Raw genomic sequence first — 18,081 nt, 5'->3', positions numbered from 1 at the left:
CGGCAAAGTGGCGCACGGCAGGGTAGGGCCTGATGGCGCGCCCGGTCCCTCGCACGCTTTATGACAAGATCTGGGATGCGCATGTCGTCGCCGAGGATGACGGCGAGACATTGCTCTATATCGACCTCCACCTGTTGCACGAGGTGACCTCGCCGCAGGCGTTCGCCGGGCTCGCTGCGGCGGGGAGGGCGGTGCGCCGCCCTGACCGGGTGCTTGCACTGTCCGATCACAATGTGCCGACCGAGGGGCAGGCGGCCGGCCCCGCCGGGGTCCCCGACGCCGAGGCGCGTGCGCAGCTCGAGGCGTTGGTGGCGAATACGGCGCAGGCGGGGATCGAGAATTTTCCGATGGGCGACCCGCGCGGCGGCATCGTCCATGTCGTCGGCCCCGAACAGGGGCGCTCGCAGCCGGGCATGACGATCGTCTGCGGCGACAGCCACACCTCGACGCATGGCGCGTTCGGCGCGCTCGCTTTCGGAATCGGCACGTCGGAGGTCGAGCATGTGCTGGCGACGCAGACGATCCGCCAGCGCCGGTCGCGCAACATGCGGGTGACGGTCGACGGAACGCTGGCGCCGCATGTCCACGCCAAGGACCTCGCGCTGCACCTGCTCGGCACGATCGGGGTCGACGGCGCCGGGGGCCATGTGATCGAACATGCGGGGGAAGCGATCCGGGCGCTGTCGATGGAGGGGCGGATGACGCTCTGCAACCTCAGCATCGAAATGGGCGCGCGCGCCGGGCTGGTCGCGCCCGACGCGGTGACCTTCGCCTATCTGGCGGGCCGGCCCGCGGCGCCCGCGGGTGCGGCGTGGGACTCCGCAGTCGCCCGCTGGCGGACACTGGCGAGCGACGACGGTGCGAGGTTCGACCGCGAGGTGCGGATCGACGCGCGCGACGTGCGGCCGATGGTGAGCTGGGGGACGAACCCGTCGCAGGTCGTTGCGGTCGACGGGGTCGTCCCCGACCCGGCGTCGCTGACGGGCGAGGAGGCGCGGGCAGCCGCAGAGCGGGCGCTCGCTTATATGGACATTTCGTCCGGCGCGCCGATCGCCGGGACGCGGCTCGACCGCGTGTTCATCGGGAGCTGCACCAACAGCCGGATCGAGGATTTGCGCATCGTCGCCGATGTCGTGCGCGGGCGCCGGGTGGCGCCGCACGTTCGCGCGATGGTCGTACCGGGGTCGGGGCTGGTCAAGCGGCAGGCCGAGGCGGAAGGGATCGACGCGGTGCTGCGCGACGCGGGTTTCGACTGGCGCGAACCCGGCTGCTCGATGTGCGTCGGCATGAACGCCGACCGGCTGCTTCCCGGCGAGCGCTGCGCCGCGACGTCGAACCGCAATTTCGAGAACCGGCAGGGGCGCGGCGGGCGGACGCATCTGATGAGCCCGGCGCTCGCGGCGGCGAGTGCGATCGCGGGCTTTATCGCGGCGCCGGACAGTCTCGGCTAGGTTGCCGTCTCGAACCGCGCGATCGCGTCGGCGTGGCGCAGGGTGCGGGCGATGTCGTCGAGTCCCTCGATGAGGATGCGGCGGTCGCCGGGATCGATGGCGAAATCGATCGCTTCGCCCGAAGCGAGGCGAATCTGCTGCGCCGCAAGATCGACCTCGATGGGAGCATATTGGGCGAGTTCGACCTCGCGGCGCAGCCGGTCGCACAGCGCCTCGGGCAGGCGGATGAGCAACAGGCCGTTCTTGCGCGCATTGCCCGCGAAGATATCGCCGAAGCTCGGTGCGATCACGCAACGGATACCGAAATCGCCGAGCGCCCACACCGCGTGCTCGCGCGACGAGCCGCAGCCGAAATTGCGGTCGGCGATCAATATCTGCGCATCGCGGCATGCCGGCCGGTTGAGAATGAAGTCGGGGCGTTCGCCGCCCGCTTCGTCGTCGAAGCGCAGTTCCCGGAACAGATGACGGCCGAGCCCGAGGCGGGTCAGCGCCTTCATATAGCGCGCGGGAATGATCATGTCGGTATCGACATTGGCGAGCGGCAGCGGTGCCGCGACGCCCTTGATCCGGACAAATTTCTCCACTTCACCTCCATTAACTTAGTATTCTAAGTAATGGAAGGTCGCGACCTTGTCCAACGATATCGACGGGTTGGTGCGGAGGCGCTGGTTGCCAGCGCCACGAAGAGGTTGCGGGGTGAATCTTCGCGTTCTAAGGTTTGCGCCAGGCTTCGGCGGGACGCGGGCAAATGCCCGATGCCGGGCCATCGCAGGGGAGCAGGTTTTGGCCAGGAACACGAAGACTTACCGGCATACGGCGGAATATTACACCGACCCGGAGAACAGTATCGGCTATCTGGCGCGCGTCGTTTTCCGGTCCTTTTCGCGTCTCCTCGAACGCCGCACGCTCACGCACGACGTTTCGGCGGGGCAATGGCGCTTCCTCCGCCAGTTGTGGCGCGAGGACGGGATCACCCAGCGCGAGCTCAGCGAACGCGTCGGGATGCGCGAGCCGACGACCGTCGTCGCGCTGAAGGGGCTGGAAAAAGCCGGGCTGATCACTCGCAAGAAGACCGAGGACGACCGGCGCAAGACCTTCATCCATTTGACCCCGCATGCGAAAAAGCTCGAACTTGTGCTCGCGCCGATGAACGCCGAGATCCACGAGATCGCGACCCGCGGGATGAGCGACGAAGAGGTCGAGATGCTGCAGGCGCTGATGCGCCGCGTGATCGACAATCTCGCCGACGAGACGCGCAAGCTGTCGGTGCTTTCCGACGTCAAGGCGTGATTGCTGTTTGTGGAAGGCGTGAGTGACGGGTTCCGGCCGGTTTCTGCCGTTTAGGCCAACCCCTAACCCGTTCGCATCGAGCGAAGTCGAGATGCCCCTCGGCTAGGCGCAACTTCGATGGGTGTCTCGACTTCGCTCGACATGAACGGGAATAGAGGGCGGTTTGGAAACCACCCCGGACCGGACGGGCCTCAGCCCCCGCCGAAGCGCGTCGTGAGTTGCAGGCCGATCACCCGCGGCTCGCCTGCGTAGAGCGTGTTGAACCCCAGGCTGTTGTCGAACTGGACCCCGGACACCGCATAATGGCGGTTGGTGAGGTTGGTGCCGAACACCGCAATCTCGCTGTTGATGCTGTCGATGTCGAGCGCGATGCGCGCGCCGAGCAGGCCGTAGGCGGGCTGGCGCAGGCTGTCGCGGTAGATCGCCGAACCGACGAGCTGGGTCGCGCTGCGCCAGTTCCAGTCGACGCTGAGCCGCAGGTCGCCGGCGCCGGTCGGGGTGCTGTAGGTGGCGGCGAGGCGATAGCTGTATTTGGGGAACTGGAACGGCTCGTTCGAGCGGTCGCCGGTGACGTCGGTGAAGTCGAGATATTTGGCGTCGTTGACCCCGAAACCGCCCGACAGCGTCAGCCCGTCGACCGGCACCGCGGTGATTTCGGCCTCGGCGCCGCGGATGCGCGCGCGCGCCGCGTTGGTGACGAGGCTGACGATCGCGCCGCCGGGCGACGCCTGAACGATCGTGCGCTGGATGTCGCTGTAATTGGCCTGAAACAGCGCGACGTTGACGCGCAGGCGGCGGTCGAGCAAATCGGCCTTGGCCCCGACTTCGTAATCGGTGACGACTTCGGGCGCGAAGGCGGCGAAGCTGTCGGCAGTGCCGGTGCCGCGCAGATTCTGGCCGCCGCCCTTGAAGCCGCGCGCGGTGCGGGCATAGACGAGGACGCCGGGCTGGATCGTCCAGTCGAGGCTGGCGAGGTAGGAGTAATCCGAGAAGCTGTCCTTGAAGCGTGCCTGGCAGGTGCCGCCGAGTTGCAGCGCCGACGGGATGTTGCACACCGCGCTGCCCGACGAGCGGTTGAACGAGCGCAGTTCCTTGCTTTCCTCGGTCCAGCGCAGCCCGCCGGTGAAGCGGACGCTGTCGGTGAGGTCGACGATGAGTTGGCCAAAGGCGGCCCAGCTGCTGTTCTTGACGAAGCCGTCGGTGATGTTGGGGTTGGTCGCGTTGATCGTCCCGAGTGCCGTCGCGCGCGAGAAGTCGCGGCCGGTTTCCTCGTTGAAATAGACCCCGGTGATCCAGTCGACGCGGTCGCCGATCTCGCCGCTGAACTGGAATTCCTGGCTGAGGTTCTTCGCGCGGCTCGCGAGTTCGGCCTCGAGCAGCGTGAAGGGCGAGCTGTCGAGGTCGACGTCGAGCCAGCGCTTCAGCCAGCGTGCCGCCGTGATCGAACGGAAGGACAAGGTTGGCGTCAGCTCGACCGCCAGGTTCGAGCTGACGCCATAGGTGCGCGCATAACTGCCCTGCGCGCCCGTTGCATCATTGTCGTAAAAGCCGCGCCGCCCGACGAGGCCGGTGAACAGCGCGTGCGCCTGCCCGAGTGCAGCGCCGATCGCGGCCGCATTGCCCTCCGGGTCGGCGAGCAGCGCCGGATCGAGGATGCCCTGGCTGATCGCGATGTCGATCAGCGCCGGGGCGGGGTTCGGTGTGCCCGGAGCGGGGCTGGGGAAGGGGCTGACGAAGGCGAGCTTGCTCACCGGCGCGTCGCCGCGGGTGCGGGTATAGTCGGCCGAGATCGCCCAAGTGACGCTGTCGTTCGGGGTAAACAGCCAGTTGGTGCGGAAAGCGGTCTGCTTCTTGCCGCCGATCCCGTCGCCGAGGCCGTTGACGCCGAGCGAGCCGTCCTCGATCCGTTGCGCGAGGATGCGCACGCCGAGCACGTCGTCGATGAGCGGCAGGTTGAGGACGCCGGTCGCGCCATAACGGTCGTGCGTCGCGGCGCTGAGTTTTACATAACCGCCGACCGCATCGAGATCGGGCTGGCGCGTCGTGATGTTGATCGCGCCGCCGGTGGTGTTCTTGCCGAACAGCGTCCCCTGCGGGCCGCGCAGCACCTCGACGCGTTCGACGTCGGTCAGCGCGGTTTCGAGGTTCGACGAGCGGATATAGTTGATGCCGTCGACATAGACGCCGATCGGCGACTCAATGGTCAGGATCGAATCCTGTTGCGACTGGCCGCGAATGGTGAGGAGGACGCCGGTCGGGTCGGCGCTCGACGTCTGGACGAAGAAGTTCGGCGTCTGCTGCGCAATATTCTCGATACCCTGGACGTTGGTGTCGGCGAGTTGCTGGCCGCCGAACACGCTGATCGCGAGCGGGATCGTCTGCGCGGCTTCGCTGGTGCGGCGCGCGGTGACGACGATGTCGGCAATGCCCGAGCTCTGGGCGTTGTTGTCATCGGCGGGGACGGGGGCATCGGCGGCCGTGGTGGCGCGGGCAGTCTGGGCCTGCGCGGCGGCGGCGATGCTGGCGCCGGCGAGGAGCAGCAATAGGCGTCGTGTCATTTCTCTCTCCCTCCCGTCCCGGACCGGCTGAAACCGGTCTCTCATTCATGAGACGTTGAAGTCCACTTATCACACTAAGTGAGACAAGCGCAAGAGTTTGCCTCATCAAGTGCGACATGATAGGCGAGGCGGCTCATCAAGGGAGGCTGGGATCGCAACAATCGACGCAAATCCGCGCGGTGGCGGAGCGGGCAGCGCCTTGGGCGGCCGCGAGGCGGCGCTCGATGCCGCTGCGATCGTCGTCGAACGCATCGGCTTTCGCGATGTCACGATCGACCATGTGGTGCGCGAATCCGGCGTGTCGCGCGCGACGCTCTATCGCTGGTTCGGCAATCGCGAGGGGTTGCTGCTCGCGCTTCTCCAGCATCTGGCCGGACCGTATCTCGAACGCAGCGGGCAGATTGCGGTCGGGCTCGGTCCGCTCGAGGAGCGGCTCGAACAGGTGATCGCGGGCGGGATCGAGAGCATCTGCAACACGCCGTGGATCCACAAGGTGGCGCAGGAGGGCCTGCTTCACGACGATTTCTCGATCTTCCTTGCCGCGCACAAGTCGATCACCGGGGCGCTGGTGCGCTCGATGCTCGAAGGCGCCGCGGCCTCCGGGCAATGGACGCCGCCCGACGCTCTCGAGCGCCTGCTCGAATGGCTGCTCCACCAGATGCTCGTGCTGGGCGCCGACGATTATGCGACGTTCGAAGAGGTGCGGCAGCGCGTCGCGATCTATATCATGCCGGTGCTCGCCTTGCCGGGCGGGGCGCAGGGCGAGGTTGCCGAACGATTGGAGCGGATCGAACGCAAGCTCGACGGGCTTGCCGATCGGCCATAGGGCGCGCCGGCTTTTGCTGATAGGTTCGCGGCCCGGACCGGTGGGAGAGAGTCGCGATGGACGATGGCACGGAAATGATCGCACGCAGGACGCTGATCGCGGGCGCGGCGGGGATGTTGGCAGTGGCGAACGCGCCCTGGGCGATGGCGAAGCTGCCGAAGAGCGGGGTGAAGGGCCTGATCGCGGGCGCCTCCGATGGCGCGCTCGACAAGCTCGCGGAGCCGGGCGCCTTCTATCGCGACACCGCGGTGCGTATCTTGTTGCCGGGCGCGGGCGGGAAGCTGGCGTCGAAGCTGTTCGGCATGGGCGACCAGCTCGGGCTCACCACCAACTTGACCAAGAGCCTGAACGACGCGGGCGGCAAGGCGGCGGGCGAAGCGAAGCCGATCTTCCGCACCGCGATCGACGATTTGCGCTGGACCGATGCGCCCGGACTGGTGGCGAAGAATGATGGCGCGACACGCTATCTCCAGCAGAGCGCGGGCAGCGTGCTGTTCACCAAAGTGTCGCCGCTGATCGGGTCGGCGCTGGGCGATGTCGGCGCGTATCGTCAACTCGACCAACTGTCGCAGGGCAGTCCGCTGCTGGCATCGGCCGGCCTGACGCGCGACGGGCTGACGCGATCGGTGACCGAACAGGCGCTGAAAGGGATTTTCCATTATATGGCGGGCGAAGAGGCGGCGTTGCGGCGGAATCCGGCGGGGTTGCTCAAGGGCATTTTTTGACGGGTGTAGGCGCATCGTCCGGTATCGACCGATTGCGGACATCGTGACATCCTATAGAAGAATACGATGCGCACTCATCCAACCAACATCGTTGACGCAATGACGGAGATGCTGACATTCTTCGAAAACCGGTGTGACGATAGCGACACGCTCCGCAAACTTCTCAGAATGATTTCGGATCGTGAAAGTTGGAAGGGCGCGCACGCGCTCTTCCAAGACATTAGGCAAAAGACGCTGAGGGCAGGAAAGCGCGACGATCAGCTGGGTTTGGCGCAATATGCTTTTGAGGAAATCTGCGCGAAGACCATTTACAATCTTAGCGATTCTCCTGCGCCATTTGATGCTGACTCGGCCTTCTGGGTGGTGCCTTTGGGCGTTGCGTTAGGGCGCCAATTGGGCCTTTCTGAACCTTCGCAGATCACGTCTCTATTGGTGATGTAGTCCCCGGCGAACGTCCGCTCCCCACCCCAAAGTCGCCGTGCACGCGATCGCTTCGCTGCGGTGCCGTTGACACCGCGCACCCCCGATCCTATATCGCCATCACACCCCACCGTCCGAGATAGAGCCTGACTTTGCGCAGCGGGCTGTACGGATAGGGCGGCAGGGATTTCGACAGGCGTAGGAAAGCTGCGGTAAACCGGCAACGGTTGCCTGCGGCTTTTTTCGCGTCGATGCGCTCGCGAGCTGATTTTTACTAAGGCGAGACAATCACTTATGGCGACCAAGGCGAAGTCGGTGGGCAAGGCCCTCGAAGCAACCGCGACCAAGCGAATCCGCAAGCTGTTCGGCAACATCCACGAAGCGGTGGAGATGCCCAACCTCATCGAGGTGCAGCGCGAATCCTATGAGCAGTTCCTGCGGTCCGACCCCTCGGTCGGTTATGTTTCGGGCCTCGAAAAGACGCTGCGCAGCGTTTTCCCGATCCGCGATTTCGCCGGTACCGCCGAGCTCGACTTCGTCCATTACGAACTCGAAGCGCCCAAGTATGACGTCGAGGAATGCCGTCAGCGCGGCATCACCTATGCGGCGCCGATGAAGGTCACGCTGCGCCTGATCGTCTTTGAAGTCGACAGCGAAACCGACACCCGTTCGGTCCTCGATATCAAGGAGCAGGACGTCTACATGGGCGACATGCCGCTCATGACCGAGAACGGCACCTTCTTCGTCAACGGCACCGAGCGCGTTATCGTGTCGCAGATGCACCGTTCGCCGGGTGTGCTCTTCGACCATGACCGCGGCAAGACCCACTCGTCGGGCAAGTTCCTGTTCGCCGCGCGCGTGATCCCGTATCGCGGTTCGTGGCTCGACTTCGAATTCGATGCCAAGGACATCGTCAACGTCCGTATCGACCGCAAGCGCAAGCTGCCGGTGACGTCGCTTCTCTATGCCCTCGGCATGTCGGGCGAGGAAATCCTCAACCATTTCTATGACCGCCTCGTTTTCGAGCGCGCCGAAAATGGCTGGAAGGTTCCTTTCGTCGTCGAAAACTGGCGCGGGTCGAAGCCGGCGTTCGACGTCGTCGACGCCAAGACCGGCGAAGTCGTCTTCGCCGCCGGCCACAAGATCAGCCCGCGCCTCGCCAACAAGGCCGCGAAGGATGGTCTCGACACGCTGCTGATCCCGACCGAGGAAATCTTCGGCCGCTACAGCGCCTATGACCTGATCAACGAAGCGACCGGCGAGATCTATATCGAAGCCGGCGACGAAGTGTCGGCCGACAATCTCGAAAAGATCGACGCGGCGGGGATCGACAAGCTCGTCCTGCTCGACATCGACCACAACAACACCGGCCCGTGGATCCGCAACACGCTGAAGGCCGACAAGGCCGAGGATCGCGACCAGGCGCTGAGCGACATCTACCGCGTCATGCGCCCCGGCGAACCGCCGACGCGCGAAACCGCCGAAGCGCTGTTCGGCGGTCTGTTCTTCGACCCCGAGCGCTATGACCTGTCGGCCGTCGGCCGCGTCAAGCTCAACATGCGCCTCAGCCTCGACGCCGAGGACACGGTCACCACGCTGCGCAGCGAGGACATCCTCGCCGTCGTCAAGGAACTGGTGAACCTGAAGGACGGCAAGGGCGAAATCGACGATATCGATAACCTCGGCAACCGCCGTGTCCGTTCGGTCGGCGAACTGCTCGAAAACCAGTATCGCGTCGGCCTGCTCCGCATGGAGCGCGCTGTGAAGGAGCGCATGAGCTCGGTCGACGTATCGACGGTGATGCCGAACGACCTGATCAACGCGAAGCCCGCGGTTGCCGCGGTGCGCGAGTTCTTCGGTTCGTCGCAGCTCTCGCAGTTCATGGACCAGACCAACCCGCTGTCCGAAGTCACCCACAAGCGCCGCGTGTCGGCGCTCGGGCCGGGCGGTCTGACGCGCGAACGTGCGGGCTTCGAGGTCCGCGACGTTCACCCGACGCACTATGGCCGTATCTGCCCGATCGAAACGCCGGAAGGCCCGAACATCGGTCTGATCAACAGCCTCGCGACCTTCGCGCGCGTCAACAAATACGGCTTCATCGAGACGCCGTACCGCCGCATCGTCGACGGCAAAGTGACGAACGACGTCGTCTATCTGTCGGCGATGGAAGAGCAGAAGCACACCGTCGCGCAGGCGAACGCCGACCTCAACCCCGACGGCAGCTTCATCGACGAGCTGATCTCGGCACGCGAAGCGGGCGAATTCCTGATGGCGCCGCGCGACCAGATCACCCTGATGGACGTGTCGCCGAAGCAGCTCGTGTCGGTTGCGGCGTCGCTCATCCCGTTCCTGGAAAACGATGACGCCAACCGCGCGCTCATGGGTTCGAACATGCAGCGTCAGGCTGTGCCGCTGCTGCGGGCGGAAGCGCCCGTGGTCGGCACCGGCATGGAAGAAACCGTTGCGCGCGATTCGGGGGCGGCCATCGCGGCCCGCCGCGGCGGCGTGATCGACCAGGTCGATGCGACGCGTATCGTCATTCGCGCGACCGATATGGTCGAACCCGGCAAGTCGGGCGTCGACATCTATCGCCTGCAGAAGTTCCAGCGGTCGAACCAGAACACCTGCATCAACCAGCGTCCGCTGGTGAAGGTCGGCGACGTGGTCAAAAGCGGTGACATCATCGCCGACGGTCCGTCGACCGAGCTCGGCGAACTGGCGCTCGGCAAGAATGTGCTCGTCGCGTTCATGCCGTGGAACGGCTACAATTATGAGGACTCGATCCTCATTTCCGAACGTATCGTGAAGGACGACGTCTTTACCTCGATCCACATCGAGGAATTTGAAGTCACCGCGCGCGACACGCGCCTCGGGCCGGAAGACATCACGCGCGACATCCCGAACGTCGGCGAGGAAGCGCTGCGCAACCTCGACGAAGCGGGCATCGTCTATATCGGTGCCGAAGTCGGTCCGGGCGACATTCTGGCCGGCAAGATCACCCCCAAGGGTGAATCGCCGATGACGCCGGAAGAAAAGCTGCTGCGCGCGATCTTCGGCGAAAAGGCCAGCGACGTGCGCGACACCTCGCTGCGCCTGCCGCCGGGCGTGTCGGGCACGGTCGTCGAGGTCCGCGTCTTCAACCGTCACGGTATCGACAAGGACGAACGCGCGATCGCGATCGAACGCGAAGAGATCGAACGTCTGAAGCAGGACGCCGACGACGAACGCGCGATCCTCAACCGCGCGACCTTCTCGAGCCTCAAGGACCTGCTGATCGGTCAGACGACCAGCGCGGTGCCGAAGGGCCTGAAGAAGGGCGATGTCGTCACCGAAGAGATGCTGGTCGAACTCGACCGCGCCGACTGGTGGAAGCTGGCCGTCGTCGAAGATAATGCGCAGACCGCATTGGAAGCGATCAAGGCGCAGTATGACGACGCGATCAAGCGGATCAACGCGAAGTATGAAGATCGCGTCGAGAAGCTGCAGCGCGGCGACGAACTCGCGCCCGGCGTGCTCAAGATGGTCAAGGTCTTCGTCGCGGTGAAGCGCAAGCTGCAGCCGGGCGACAAGATGGCCGGCCGTCACGGCAACAAGGGCGTCATCAGCCGCATCCTGCCGAACGAGGACATGCCGTTCCTCGAAGACGGGACGCATGTCGATATCGTGCTCAACCCGCTGGGCGTGCCGTCGCGCATGAACGTCGGGCAGATCCTCGAAACCCACCTCGGCTGGGCGTCGCGCGGTCTGGGCCGGCAGGTCACGCAGGCGCTCGATGAATGGCGCGACGCCAATCCCGACGCGGTCGGCGGGCAGATGCCCGAAGCCGTCCGCGATGCGCTCGAACATGTCTATGGCGCCGAATATGTCGATGACATCAAGTCGCGCGATGCCGACAGCATCGTCGAACTGGCCGACAACCTTCGCGTTGGCGTGCCGTTCGCGACCCCGGTGTTCGACGGCGCCAAGGAAGCCGACGTGTCGAACATGCTCACCCTTGCGGGCCTGCATGACTCGGGTCAGTCGGACCTGTACGACGGCCGCACCGGCGACAAGTTCGACCGCAAGGTGACCGTGGGCTACATCTATATGCTGAAGCTCCACCACCTCGTCGACGACAAGATCCACGCGCGTTCGATCGGGCCGTACAGCCTCGTCACCCAGCAGCCGCTGGGCGGTAAGGCACAGTTCGGTGGCCAGCGCTTCGGTGAAATGGAGGTCTGGGCGCTCCAGGCCTATGGCGCGGCATACACGCTGCAGGAAATGCTGACGGTGAAGTCGGACGACGTGATCGGCCGCACCAAGGTTTACGAAGCGATCGTCAAGGGCGACGACACCTTCGAGGCCGGCATTCCCGAAAGCTTCAACGTGCTCGTCAAGGAAATGCGCTCGCTGGGCCTCAACGTCGAGCTTTCGTCCTATGCGGACGAAGACCCCGACGAAGGTCCGGAAGCCCTTCCCGAAGCCGCCGAATAAGATTTTTCCTCACCCCTCTCGCGGCGCGAGAGGGGAAGATGGAGCAGACATATGAACCAGCTTACCAACTTCATGAACCCGGTCGCGAAGCCCGAAACCTTCGACATGATCAAGATCGGCATCGCGAGCCCCGAGCGCATCCGCTCGTGGTCGTTCGGCGAGATCAAGAAGCCCGAAACGATCAATTACCGCACGTTCAAGCCCGAGCGTGACGGCCTGTTCTGCGCGCGCATTTTCGGTCCGATCAAGGATTATGAGTGCCTGTGCGGCAAGTACAAGCGTATGAAATATAAGGGCATCGTCTGCGAGAAGTGCGGTGTCGAAGTCACGGTGACCAAGGTCCGCCGCGAGCGCATGGGCCATATCGAGCTCGCCGCGCCTGTCGCGCACATCTGGTTCCTGAAGTCGCTGCCGTCGCGCATCGGCCTGCTGCTCGACATGCAGCTGAAGCAGCTCGAGCGCGTGCTGTATTTCGAAGCCTATATCGTTCTCGAGCCCGGCCTGACCCCGCTCGAGAAGTTCCAGCTGCTGACCGAAGACGAACTGCTCGACGCGCAGGATGAATATGGCGAAGACGCTTTCTCGGCGGGTATCGGCGCCGAGGCGATCCGCGTGCTCCTCGAAAATCTCGATCTGGAGCAGGAACGCGTCGACCTGATGGAAGAGCTCGCGACGACCAAGTCGGAGCTGAAGCCCAAGAAGATCATCAAGCGGCTTAAAGTGGTCGAGAGCTTCATCGAATCGGGCAACCGCCCCGAGTGGATGATCCTCGAAGTCGTGCCGGTCATTCCGCCCGAACTGCGCCCGCTGGTGCCGCTCGACGGCGGCCGCTTTGCTACAAGCGACCTTAACGACCTTTACCGTCGCGTGATCAACCGCAACAATCGTTTGAAGCGCCTGATGGAGCTGCGCGCGCCGGACATCATCGTCCGCAACGAAAAGCGCATGCTGCAGGAAGCCGTCGACGCGCTGTTCGACAACGGCCGCCGCGGCCGCACGATCACCGGTGCCAACAAGCGTCCGCTGAAGTCGCTGTCGGACATGCTCAAGGGCAAGCAGGGCCGCTTCCGTCAGAACCTGCTCGGCAAGCGCGTCGACTATTCGGGCCGTTCGGTCATCGTGACCGGTCCCGAACTCAAGCTGCATCAGTGCGGCCTGCCGAAGAAGATGGCGCTCGAGCTGTTCAAGCCGTTCATCTATGCGCGCCTCGACGCCAAGGGTCTGTCGATGACCCTGAAGCAGGCGAAGAAGTGGGTCGAAAAGGAACGCAAGGAAGTCTGGGACATCCTCGACGAAGTCATTCGCGAGCACCCGGTCCTGCTGAACCGCGCCCCGACGCTTCACCGCCTCGGCATCCAGGCGTTCGAGCCCGTGCTGATCGAAGGCAAGGCGATCCAGCTTCACCCGCTGGTCTGCGCCGCGTTCAACGCCGACTTCGACGGTGACCAGATGGCGGTCCACGTGCCGCTGTCGCTGGAAGCCCAGCTCGAAGCGCGCGTGCTGATGATGTCGACCAACAACATCCTCAGCCCCGCGAACGGCAAGCCGATCATCGTTCCGTCGCAGGACATGGTCCTCGGTCTCTACTATCTCTCGCTGGAACGCGAAGGCGAACCGGGAGAGGGCATGCTGCTCGCCGACATGGCCGAAGTGCATCAGGCGCTGTTTACCGGCGCGGTGACGTTGCACACCAAGGTGATCAGCCGCGTTCCGCAGACCGACGAGCAGGGCAATGAGTATCTGAAGCGGTTCGAGACCACCCCGGGCCGCATGCTGATCGGCGAATGCCTGCCGAAGTCGCACACCGTGCCCTTCGACGTCGTCAACCGCCTTCTGACCAAGAAGGAAATCGGCGACGTGATCGATCAGGTCTATCGCCACACCGGCCAGAAAGAGACGGTGCTGTTCGCCGACGCCATCATGGCGCTGGGCTTCCGCAACGCGTTCAAGGCGGGCATCTCGTTCGGCAAGGATGACATGATCATCCCGGCGTCGAAGGAAGGGATGGTCGACGAAACCCGCGCGCTGGTGAAGGATTTCGAGCAGCAGTATCAGGACGGCCTGATCACGCAGCAAGAAAAGTACAATAAGGCCATTGATGCGTGGTCGCAGTGCGGCGACAAGGTCGCCAACGCGATGATGGACGAAATCCGCGCGACGCCGAAGCTGGAAGACGGCCGCATGGCCCCGATCAACTCCATCTATATGATGGCGCATTCGGGTGCCCGTGGTTCGCAGGCCCAGATGAAGCAGCTCGCCGGCATGCGCGGCCTTATGGCCAAGCCGTCGGGCGAGATCATCGAAACGCCGATCATCTCGAACTTCAAGGAAGGCCTGACCGTTCTCGAGTATTTCAACTCGACGCACGGTGCGCGTAAGGGTCTGGCCGATACGGCGCTCAAGACGGCGAACTCGGGTTACCTGACACGCCGTCTCGTCGACGTGTCGCAGGACTGCGTCGTCATCGAGGAAGATTGCGGCACCGAACGCGGCATGGAAATGCGCGCGATCATCCAGGGCGGTTCGACGATTGCCTCGCTCGGCGAGCGTATCCTCGGCCGCACCACGCTCGAAGATGTCGCCGACAAGGACGGTAACATCATCGCGCCGATCGGCACGCTGCTCGACGAAGCGACGACGCAGCGGATCGAGGACGCCGAAGTCCAGTCGGTGAAGATCCGTTCGCCGCTGGTCTGTGAAGCGACGCTGGGTGTTTGCGGCAAATGCTATGGCCGCGACCTTGCCCGCGGTACGCCGGTGAATATCGGCGAAGCGGTCGGCGTCATCGCCGCGCAGTCGATCGGTGAGCCCGGCACGCAGCTGACCATGCGTACGTTCCACATCGGCGGTGCGGCGCAGGTCAACGAGCAGTCGAACGCCGAAGCGATTTCGGACGGTACGATCGAATATCGCGACATGGCGACGATCGTCGACCAGCGCGGCCGCCGTCTGGCGCTGTCGCGTTCGGGCGAGATCGCGATCATCGACAGCGAAGGCCGCGAACGCGCGACCCACAAGCTGCCCTATGGTGCGCAGATCATGCACAAGGACGGCGAGAAGGTGAAGAAGGGCGACCGGATTGCCGAATGGGATCCGTTCACCATGCCGCTGATCACCGAAAAACAGGGCGTCGTGAAGTATCAGGATCTTGCCGACGGCAAGACGCTGGTCGAACAGGTCGACGAAGCGACGGGCATCGCCCAGCGCGTCGTGATCGAATATCGCTCGGCGGGCCGCGCCAAGAAGGAAGACCTGCAGCCGCGCCTGACCTTGCTCGACGACGCGTCGGGCGAAGCCGCACGCTACCTGCTCGCGGTCGGCACGATGCTGTCGGTCGAGGACGGTCAGGAAGTGCAGGCAGGCGACGTTCTGGCGCGTGTCAGCCGCGAAGCGTCGAAGACGCGCGACATCACCGGCGGTCTGCCGCGTGTTGCCGAGCTGTTCGAAGCGCGCATTCCGAAGGACAACAGCGTTATCGCGAAGATCAGCGGCCGCATTGAATTCGTCAAGGATTACAAGGCGAAGCGCAAGATCGCGATCGTTCCGGAAGAAGGCGATCCGATCGAGTATCTGATCCCCAAGTCGAAGGTGCTGGAAGTGCAGGAAGGCGACATGGTCAAGCGCGGCGACGCGCTGATCAGCGGTTCGCCGAACCCGCACGACATTCTCGACGTCATGGGCGTCGAGGCGCTGGCCGAATATCTGGTCGCGGAAATCCAGGAAGTCTATCGACTGCAGGGCGTGAAGATCAACGACAAGCACATCGAGGTGATCGTTCGCCAGATGCTGCAGAAGGTCGAGATCACGTCGGGCGGCGACACCACGCTGCTGCCGGGCGAACAACTCGATTATCTGGAGATGATGGAATATAACGCCAAGCTGCCGAAGAACGGCGTTCCCGCGGAGGGCCGTCCGGTCCTGCTCGGGATCACCAAAGCGTCGCTGCAGACCCGCAGCTTCGTTTCGGCCGCATCCTTCCAGGAAACGACCCGCGTTCTCACCGAGGCTTCGGTGCAGGGCAAGATCGACTCGCTGCAGGGCCTCAAGGAAAATGTCATCGTCGGTCGCCTCATCCCGGCGGGTACCGGCGCTGCCATGAACCGCGTCCGCGTCACCGCCTCGTCGAAGGATGCCGCGCTTCGCGCCGCCATGCGCGCCGCGAACCAGGAGCATCTGATCGCGCCGGCGGCCGCCGCCGAGGAACATGCCGCCGAACTGGCGCAGGGCCCCGAAGCGGCGATCGGCGACGATCCGCTGGGCAAGGTGCAGGGCGAGGACTTCACGACCGACGACGTGATGGTCGAAGAACGTCCCGAAGGCGAAGGCGAGGAATAAGCTTCTTCAAGGCCTTTGGCTGACCGAATAGAGCCCCGCCGGAGCGATCCGGCGGGGCTTTTTCGTTATGCACTCTTTGGGAAGACGTATTCCGACGGTCCCTTCATTTGGTTACCGAACCCACATGACCGGCGATCTGCGTCGCGCGCCAGCCTTGCCAGCGGAGGCGTAATTCCTTGCTGCCGATCCCGATCGCTTCGTCGAGCATCTCCGCATCGGTCATTCGGTCGGTGCGGAAATGACGAAAGTCCCGACGCAGTTCGCACCATGCGATCAACAGGCGCTCGGCTTCCGAAAAGCCGAGAACGACCGGCCATACCGTCCTTTCGGTCCTCTCTCCACCAACCGAGCGGTAACCAAGCCGCAGCTTCCGGCCTTCGCGAATGGCTTTTCGGAGGGGGGCGATATCGATCCCGCTGCCGGGGTCATCCTCCCTGTGAAGTTTGGGTTTCGCCGCGACGCCCGGGTCTTCGATGAAGGGACGCAGATGGTCGGGTACGACCGCGGCGATCTTTGCGATCACATCGCTTGCGGCCCTCGAAAGCAGCGGATCGCCGCGTTCGGCCACCCACTGCGAACCGAGGACCACGGCCTCGATCTCGTCGGGGGTGAGCATCAGCGGCGGCATGTCATATTCGGCGGCAAGCAGATAGCCGAAGCCCGGTTCGCCGGTAATCGGCACGCGCTGGCCGATCAGGTCGGCCATGTCGCGATAGACGGTGCGTATCGACACTTCCAATTCGGCGGCCAGAACGGCGCCGGTCACGGGCCGGTGCGACCGGCGGAGAATCTGGATGATCTGGAACAGGCGTTCGGCTCGGCGCATGGTTACTGACTCCTGCTGACATCATGCTGGCAACAGGCCTGTGCAACAAGGCGCTTCGGCGCTGCGCCGGAACAATCTTGTCAAGGAAGCCCCTATGAAATTCGCGTCCACTCGCCTGATCGCGGCCGATATTCACGCCATGGTCGACTTTTATGAAATGGTGACCGCCCGGCCGGCGGAATGGCTCGCACCGCAATTTGCCGAGATCGTCACGCCGGCCGCCACGCTTGCGATCGGCGCGGCGGAAACGGTGGCGCTGTTTCGGGACGGCAGCGCCGAGCCCGCAGCCAACCGCACGGCGATCATCGAATTCATGGTCGATGACGTCGATGCCGATTTCGTCCGTTTGAAGGATCGTGTCGAATGGGTGCACGAACCGAAGGCGATGCCATGGGGAAACCGCACGATGCAGTTCCGCGATCCGGAAGGGACGCTCGTCGCGCTGTTCACGCCCGCCACGACGGCTGCGAAAGAACGTTTTGGATCGCGGTGATGCGGGGGCCGGGTATGGACCCGTTGCCTTTCGGTTTGCCGCTGAATTGAAAAGGGCTCACCGGGTGGCCGGTGAGCCCTTGGTCCTGGAATTGTGCGGGCCGGTGCGACTGCGCTGTTGCGGCGGCCGGCCCGGTGCTGGCTTAAGGCGCGAGGATCGCCACGGTCAGATACACCAGCAATGGCAGGCCGAAGCCAAGCAGCGTCAGCGCCACAAAGGCGATGCGCGTCCACAAGACGTCGATGCCGAACTGGTCGGCCATGCCGGCGCAAACGCCGAAGACCATGCCATCGCGACGATTCTTGCGAAAACCCTGTTTCATTTTTTTCCTTTCTGTCCCGGCCTTCGGGGCCGGCGTTTTTAGCGGGGACGGGCGGCCGGTCAGATGACCAGCCGGCCGAGTTCCGCACCGTTCGGGCCGACAGCGGCGAGGAACATGATCGAGCAGTAGAGCGAGGCAACCGCAGCGATTGCGTAGCTTTTGAGCGAGTCGACATTGAAATGGGCCATGATGTGTTTCCTTTCTTACCTCCCTCCGGACCATCCCGGTGGATGCCGACACCAATGCAGGGGGCGTGCCAATTTAATTCATTGGCGGTTAAGCGCCGTTTTTGCGTTTTTGTAAGAATATTTCAGCGAAGAAAATGCAGAATGATGGGAAAAATATCATTCGGGCGAAAAATT

The 18,081-nt window shown here is 64.0% G+C and carries 13 protein-coding genes; 8 read left to right on the top strand and 5 right to left on the bottom strand.

Going from position 1 to position 18,081, the window contains the following annotated elements; genetic code table 11:
• Positions 1 to 32: 32 nt before the first annotated feature.
• Positions 33 to 1,451: a 3-isopropylmalate dehydratase large subunit gene (gene leuC, locus AN936_RS12280; RefSeq protein ID WP_054588412.1), complete on the top strand. Its 1,419-nt coding sequence runs from the start codon at positions 33 to 35 to the stop codon at positions 1,449 to 1,451.
• Here leuC and leuD read toward each other — a convergent pair.
• Entirely contained in the window at positions 1,448 to 2,035 is a 588-nt protein-coding gene (leuD, locus tag AN936_RS12275) for a 3-isopropylmalate dehydratase small subunit (RefSeq protein ID WP_054588411.1), read from the bottom strand. The genes leuC and leuD overlap by 4 nt on opposite strands.
• Positions 2,036 to 2,234: 199 nt before the next feature.
• On the opposite strand from leuD, the gene AN936_RS12270 reads away from it, so the two are divergent.
• The gene (locus tag AN936_RS12270) at positions 2,235 to 2,741 is read left to right on the top strand and encodes a MarR family winged helix-turn-helix transcriptional regulator (RefSeq protein ID WP_054588410.1); all 507 of its coding nucleotides are present in this window, start codon (positions 2,235 to 2,237) and stop codon (positions 2,739 to 2,741) included.
• Positions 2,742 to 2,932: 191 nt separating this feature from the next.
• Here the strand turns inward: AN936_RS12270 and AN936_RS12265 are convergent, their stop codons facing one another.
• On the bottom strand, positions 2,933 to 5,299 hold the full coding sequence (locus tag AN936_RS12265; protein ID WP_158500083.1) for a TonB-dependent receptor: 2,367 nt from the start codon (positions 5,297 to 5,299) through the stop codon (positions 2,933 to 2,935).
• A gap of 199 nt (positions 5,300 to 5,498) precedes the next feature.
• Between AN936_RS12265 and AN936_RS12260 the strand changes: the two genes are divergently transcribed.
• The 5 genes from AN936_RS12260 to rpoC all read left to right on the top strand — a co-directional run bounded on the left by AN936_RS12260 (position 5,499) and on the right by rpoC (position 16,078).
• Positions 5,499 to 6,125 carry a TetR/AcrR family transcriptional regulator gene (locus AN936_RS12260; protein WP_054588408.1) on the top strand — a complete coding sequence of 209 codons (627 nt, stop codon included), beginning with the start codon at positions 5,499 to 5,501 and terminating at the stop codon, positions 6,123 to 6,125.
• Between the two features lie 56 nt (positions 6,126 to 6,181).
• Positions 6,182 to 6,850 (top strand): DUF4197 domain-containing protein, encoded by a 669-nt coding sequence (locus AN936_RS12255; RefSeq protein WP_054588407.1) that lies wholly within the window; start codon positions 6,182 to 6,184, stop codon positions 6,848 to 6,850.
• A 66-nt stretch (positions 6,851 to 6,916) separates the two neighbouring features.
• On the top strand, positions 6,917 to 7,291 hold the full coding sequence (locus AN936_RS12250) for a hypothetical protein (protein ID WP_054588406.1): 375 nt from the start codon (positions 6,917 to 6,919) through the stop codon (positions 7,289 to 7,291).
• A 273-nt stretch (positions 7,292 to 7,564) separates the two neighbouring features.
• Entirely contained in the window at positions 7,565 to 11,743 is a 4,179-nt protein-coding gene (gene rpoB, locus AN936_RS12245) for a DNA-directed RNA polymerase subunit beta (protein WP_054588405.1), read from the top strand.
• 51 nt (positions 11,744 to 11,794) lie between these two features.
• Positions 11,795 to 16,078 (top strand): DNA-directed RNA polymerase subunit beta', encoded by a 4,284-nt coding sequence (gene rpoC / locus AN936_RS12240; RefSeq protein ID WP_054588404.1) that lies wholly within the window; start codon positions 11,795 to 11,797, stop codon positions 16,076 to 16,078.
• 103 nt (positions 16,079 to 16,181) lie between these two features.
• Here rpoC and AN936_RS12235 read toward each other — a convergent pair whose 3' ends face one another.
• Positions 16,182 to 16,904: a helix-turn-helix transcriptional regulator gene (locus AN936_RS12235; RefSeq protein ID WP_054588403.1), complete on the bottom strand. Its 723-nt coding sequence runs from the start codon at positions 16,902 to 16,904 to the stop codon at positions 16,182 to 16,184.
• A gap of 94 nt (positions 16,905 to 16,998) precedes the next feature.
• Between AN936_RS12235 and AN936_RS12230 the strand changes: the two genes are divergently transcribed.
• Entirely contained in the window at positions 16,999 to 17,397 is a 399-nt protein-coding gene (locus tag AN936_RS12230; RefSeq protein ID WP_054588402.1) for a VOC family protein, read from the top strand.
• Between the two features lie 142 nt (positions 17,398 to 17,539).
• Here AN936_RS12230 and AN936_RS12225 read toward each other — a convergent pair whose 3' ends face one another.
• Entirely contained in the window at positions 17,540 to 17,719 is a 180-nt protein-coding gene (locus AN936_RS12225; protein ID WP_054588401.1) for a PspC domain-containing protein, read from the bottom strand.
• 59 nt (positions 17,720 to 17,778) lie between these two features.
• On the bottom strand, positions 17,779 to 17,907 hold the full coding sequence (locus tag AN936_RS25755) for a hypothetical protein (protein ID WP_257719779.1): 129 nt from the start codon (positions 17,905 to 17,907) through the stop codon (positions 17,779 to 17,781).
• Positions 17,908 to 18,081: the final 174 nt, after the last annotated feature.

It is taken from the genome of Sphingopyxis macrogoltabida (assembly GCF_001307295.1).
GTDB classification, from domain to species: Bacteria; Pseudomonadota; Alphaproteobacteria; order Sphingomonadales; family Sphingomonadaceae; genus Sphingopyxis; species Sphingopyxis macrogoltabida_B.
The sequence above is the reverse complement of the archived record's forward strand: the minus strand, read 5'-3'. Positions and strand labels throughout refer to the sequence as shown.

Coding starts and splice junctions, on each gene's coding strand:
- leuC (WP_054588412.1), top strand. CDS start 33: ATGGCGCGCCCGGTCCCTCGCACGCTTTATGACAAGATCTGGGATGCG.
- AN936_RS12265 (WP_158500083.1), bottom strand. CDS start 5,299: ATGACACGACGCCTATTGCTGCTCCTCGCCGGCGCCAGCATCGCCGCC.
- AN936_RS12255 (WP_054588407.1), top strand. CDS start 6,182: ATGGACGATGGCACGGAAATGATCGCACGCAGGACGCTGATCGCGGGC.
- AN936_RS12250 (WP_054588406.1), top strand. CDS start 6,917: ATGCGCACTCATCCAACCAACATCGTTGACGCAATGACGGAGATGCTG.
- rpoB (WP_054588405.1), top strand. CDS start 7,565: ATGGCGACCAAGGCGAAGTCGGTGGGCAAGGCCCTCGAAGCAACCGCG.
- rpoC (WP_054588404.1), top strand. CDS start 11,795: ATGAACCAGCTTACCAACTTCATGAACCCGGTCGCGAAGCCCGAAACC.
- AN936_RS12235 (WP_054588403.1), bottom strand. CDS start 16,904: ATGCGCCGAGCCGAACGCCTGTTCCAGATCATCCAGATTCTCCGCCGG.
- AN936_RS12230 (WP_054588402.1), top strand. CDS start 16,999: ATGAAATTCGCGTCCACTCGCCTGATCGCGGCCGATATTCACGCCATG.
- AN936_RS12225 (WP_054588401.1), bottom strand. CDS start 17,719: ATGAAACAGGGTTTTCGCAAGAATCGTCGCGATGGCATGGTCTTCGGC.
- AN936_RS25755 (WP_257719779.1), bottom strand. CDS start 17,907: ATGGCCCATTTCAATGTCGACTCGCTCAAAAGCTACGCAATCGCTGCG.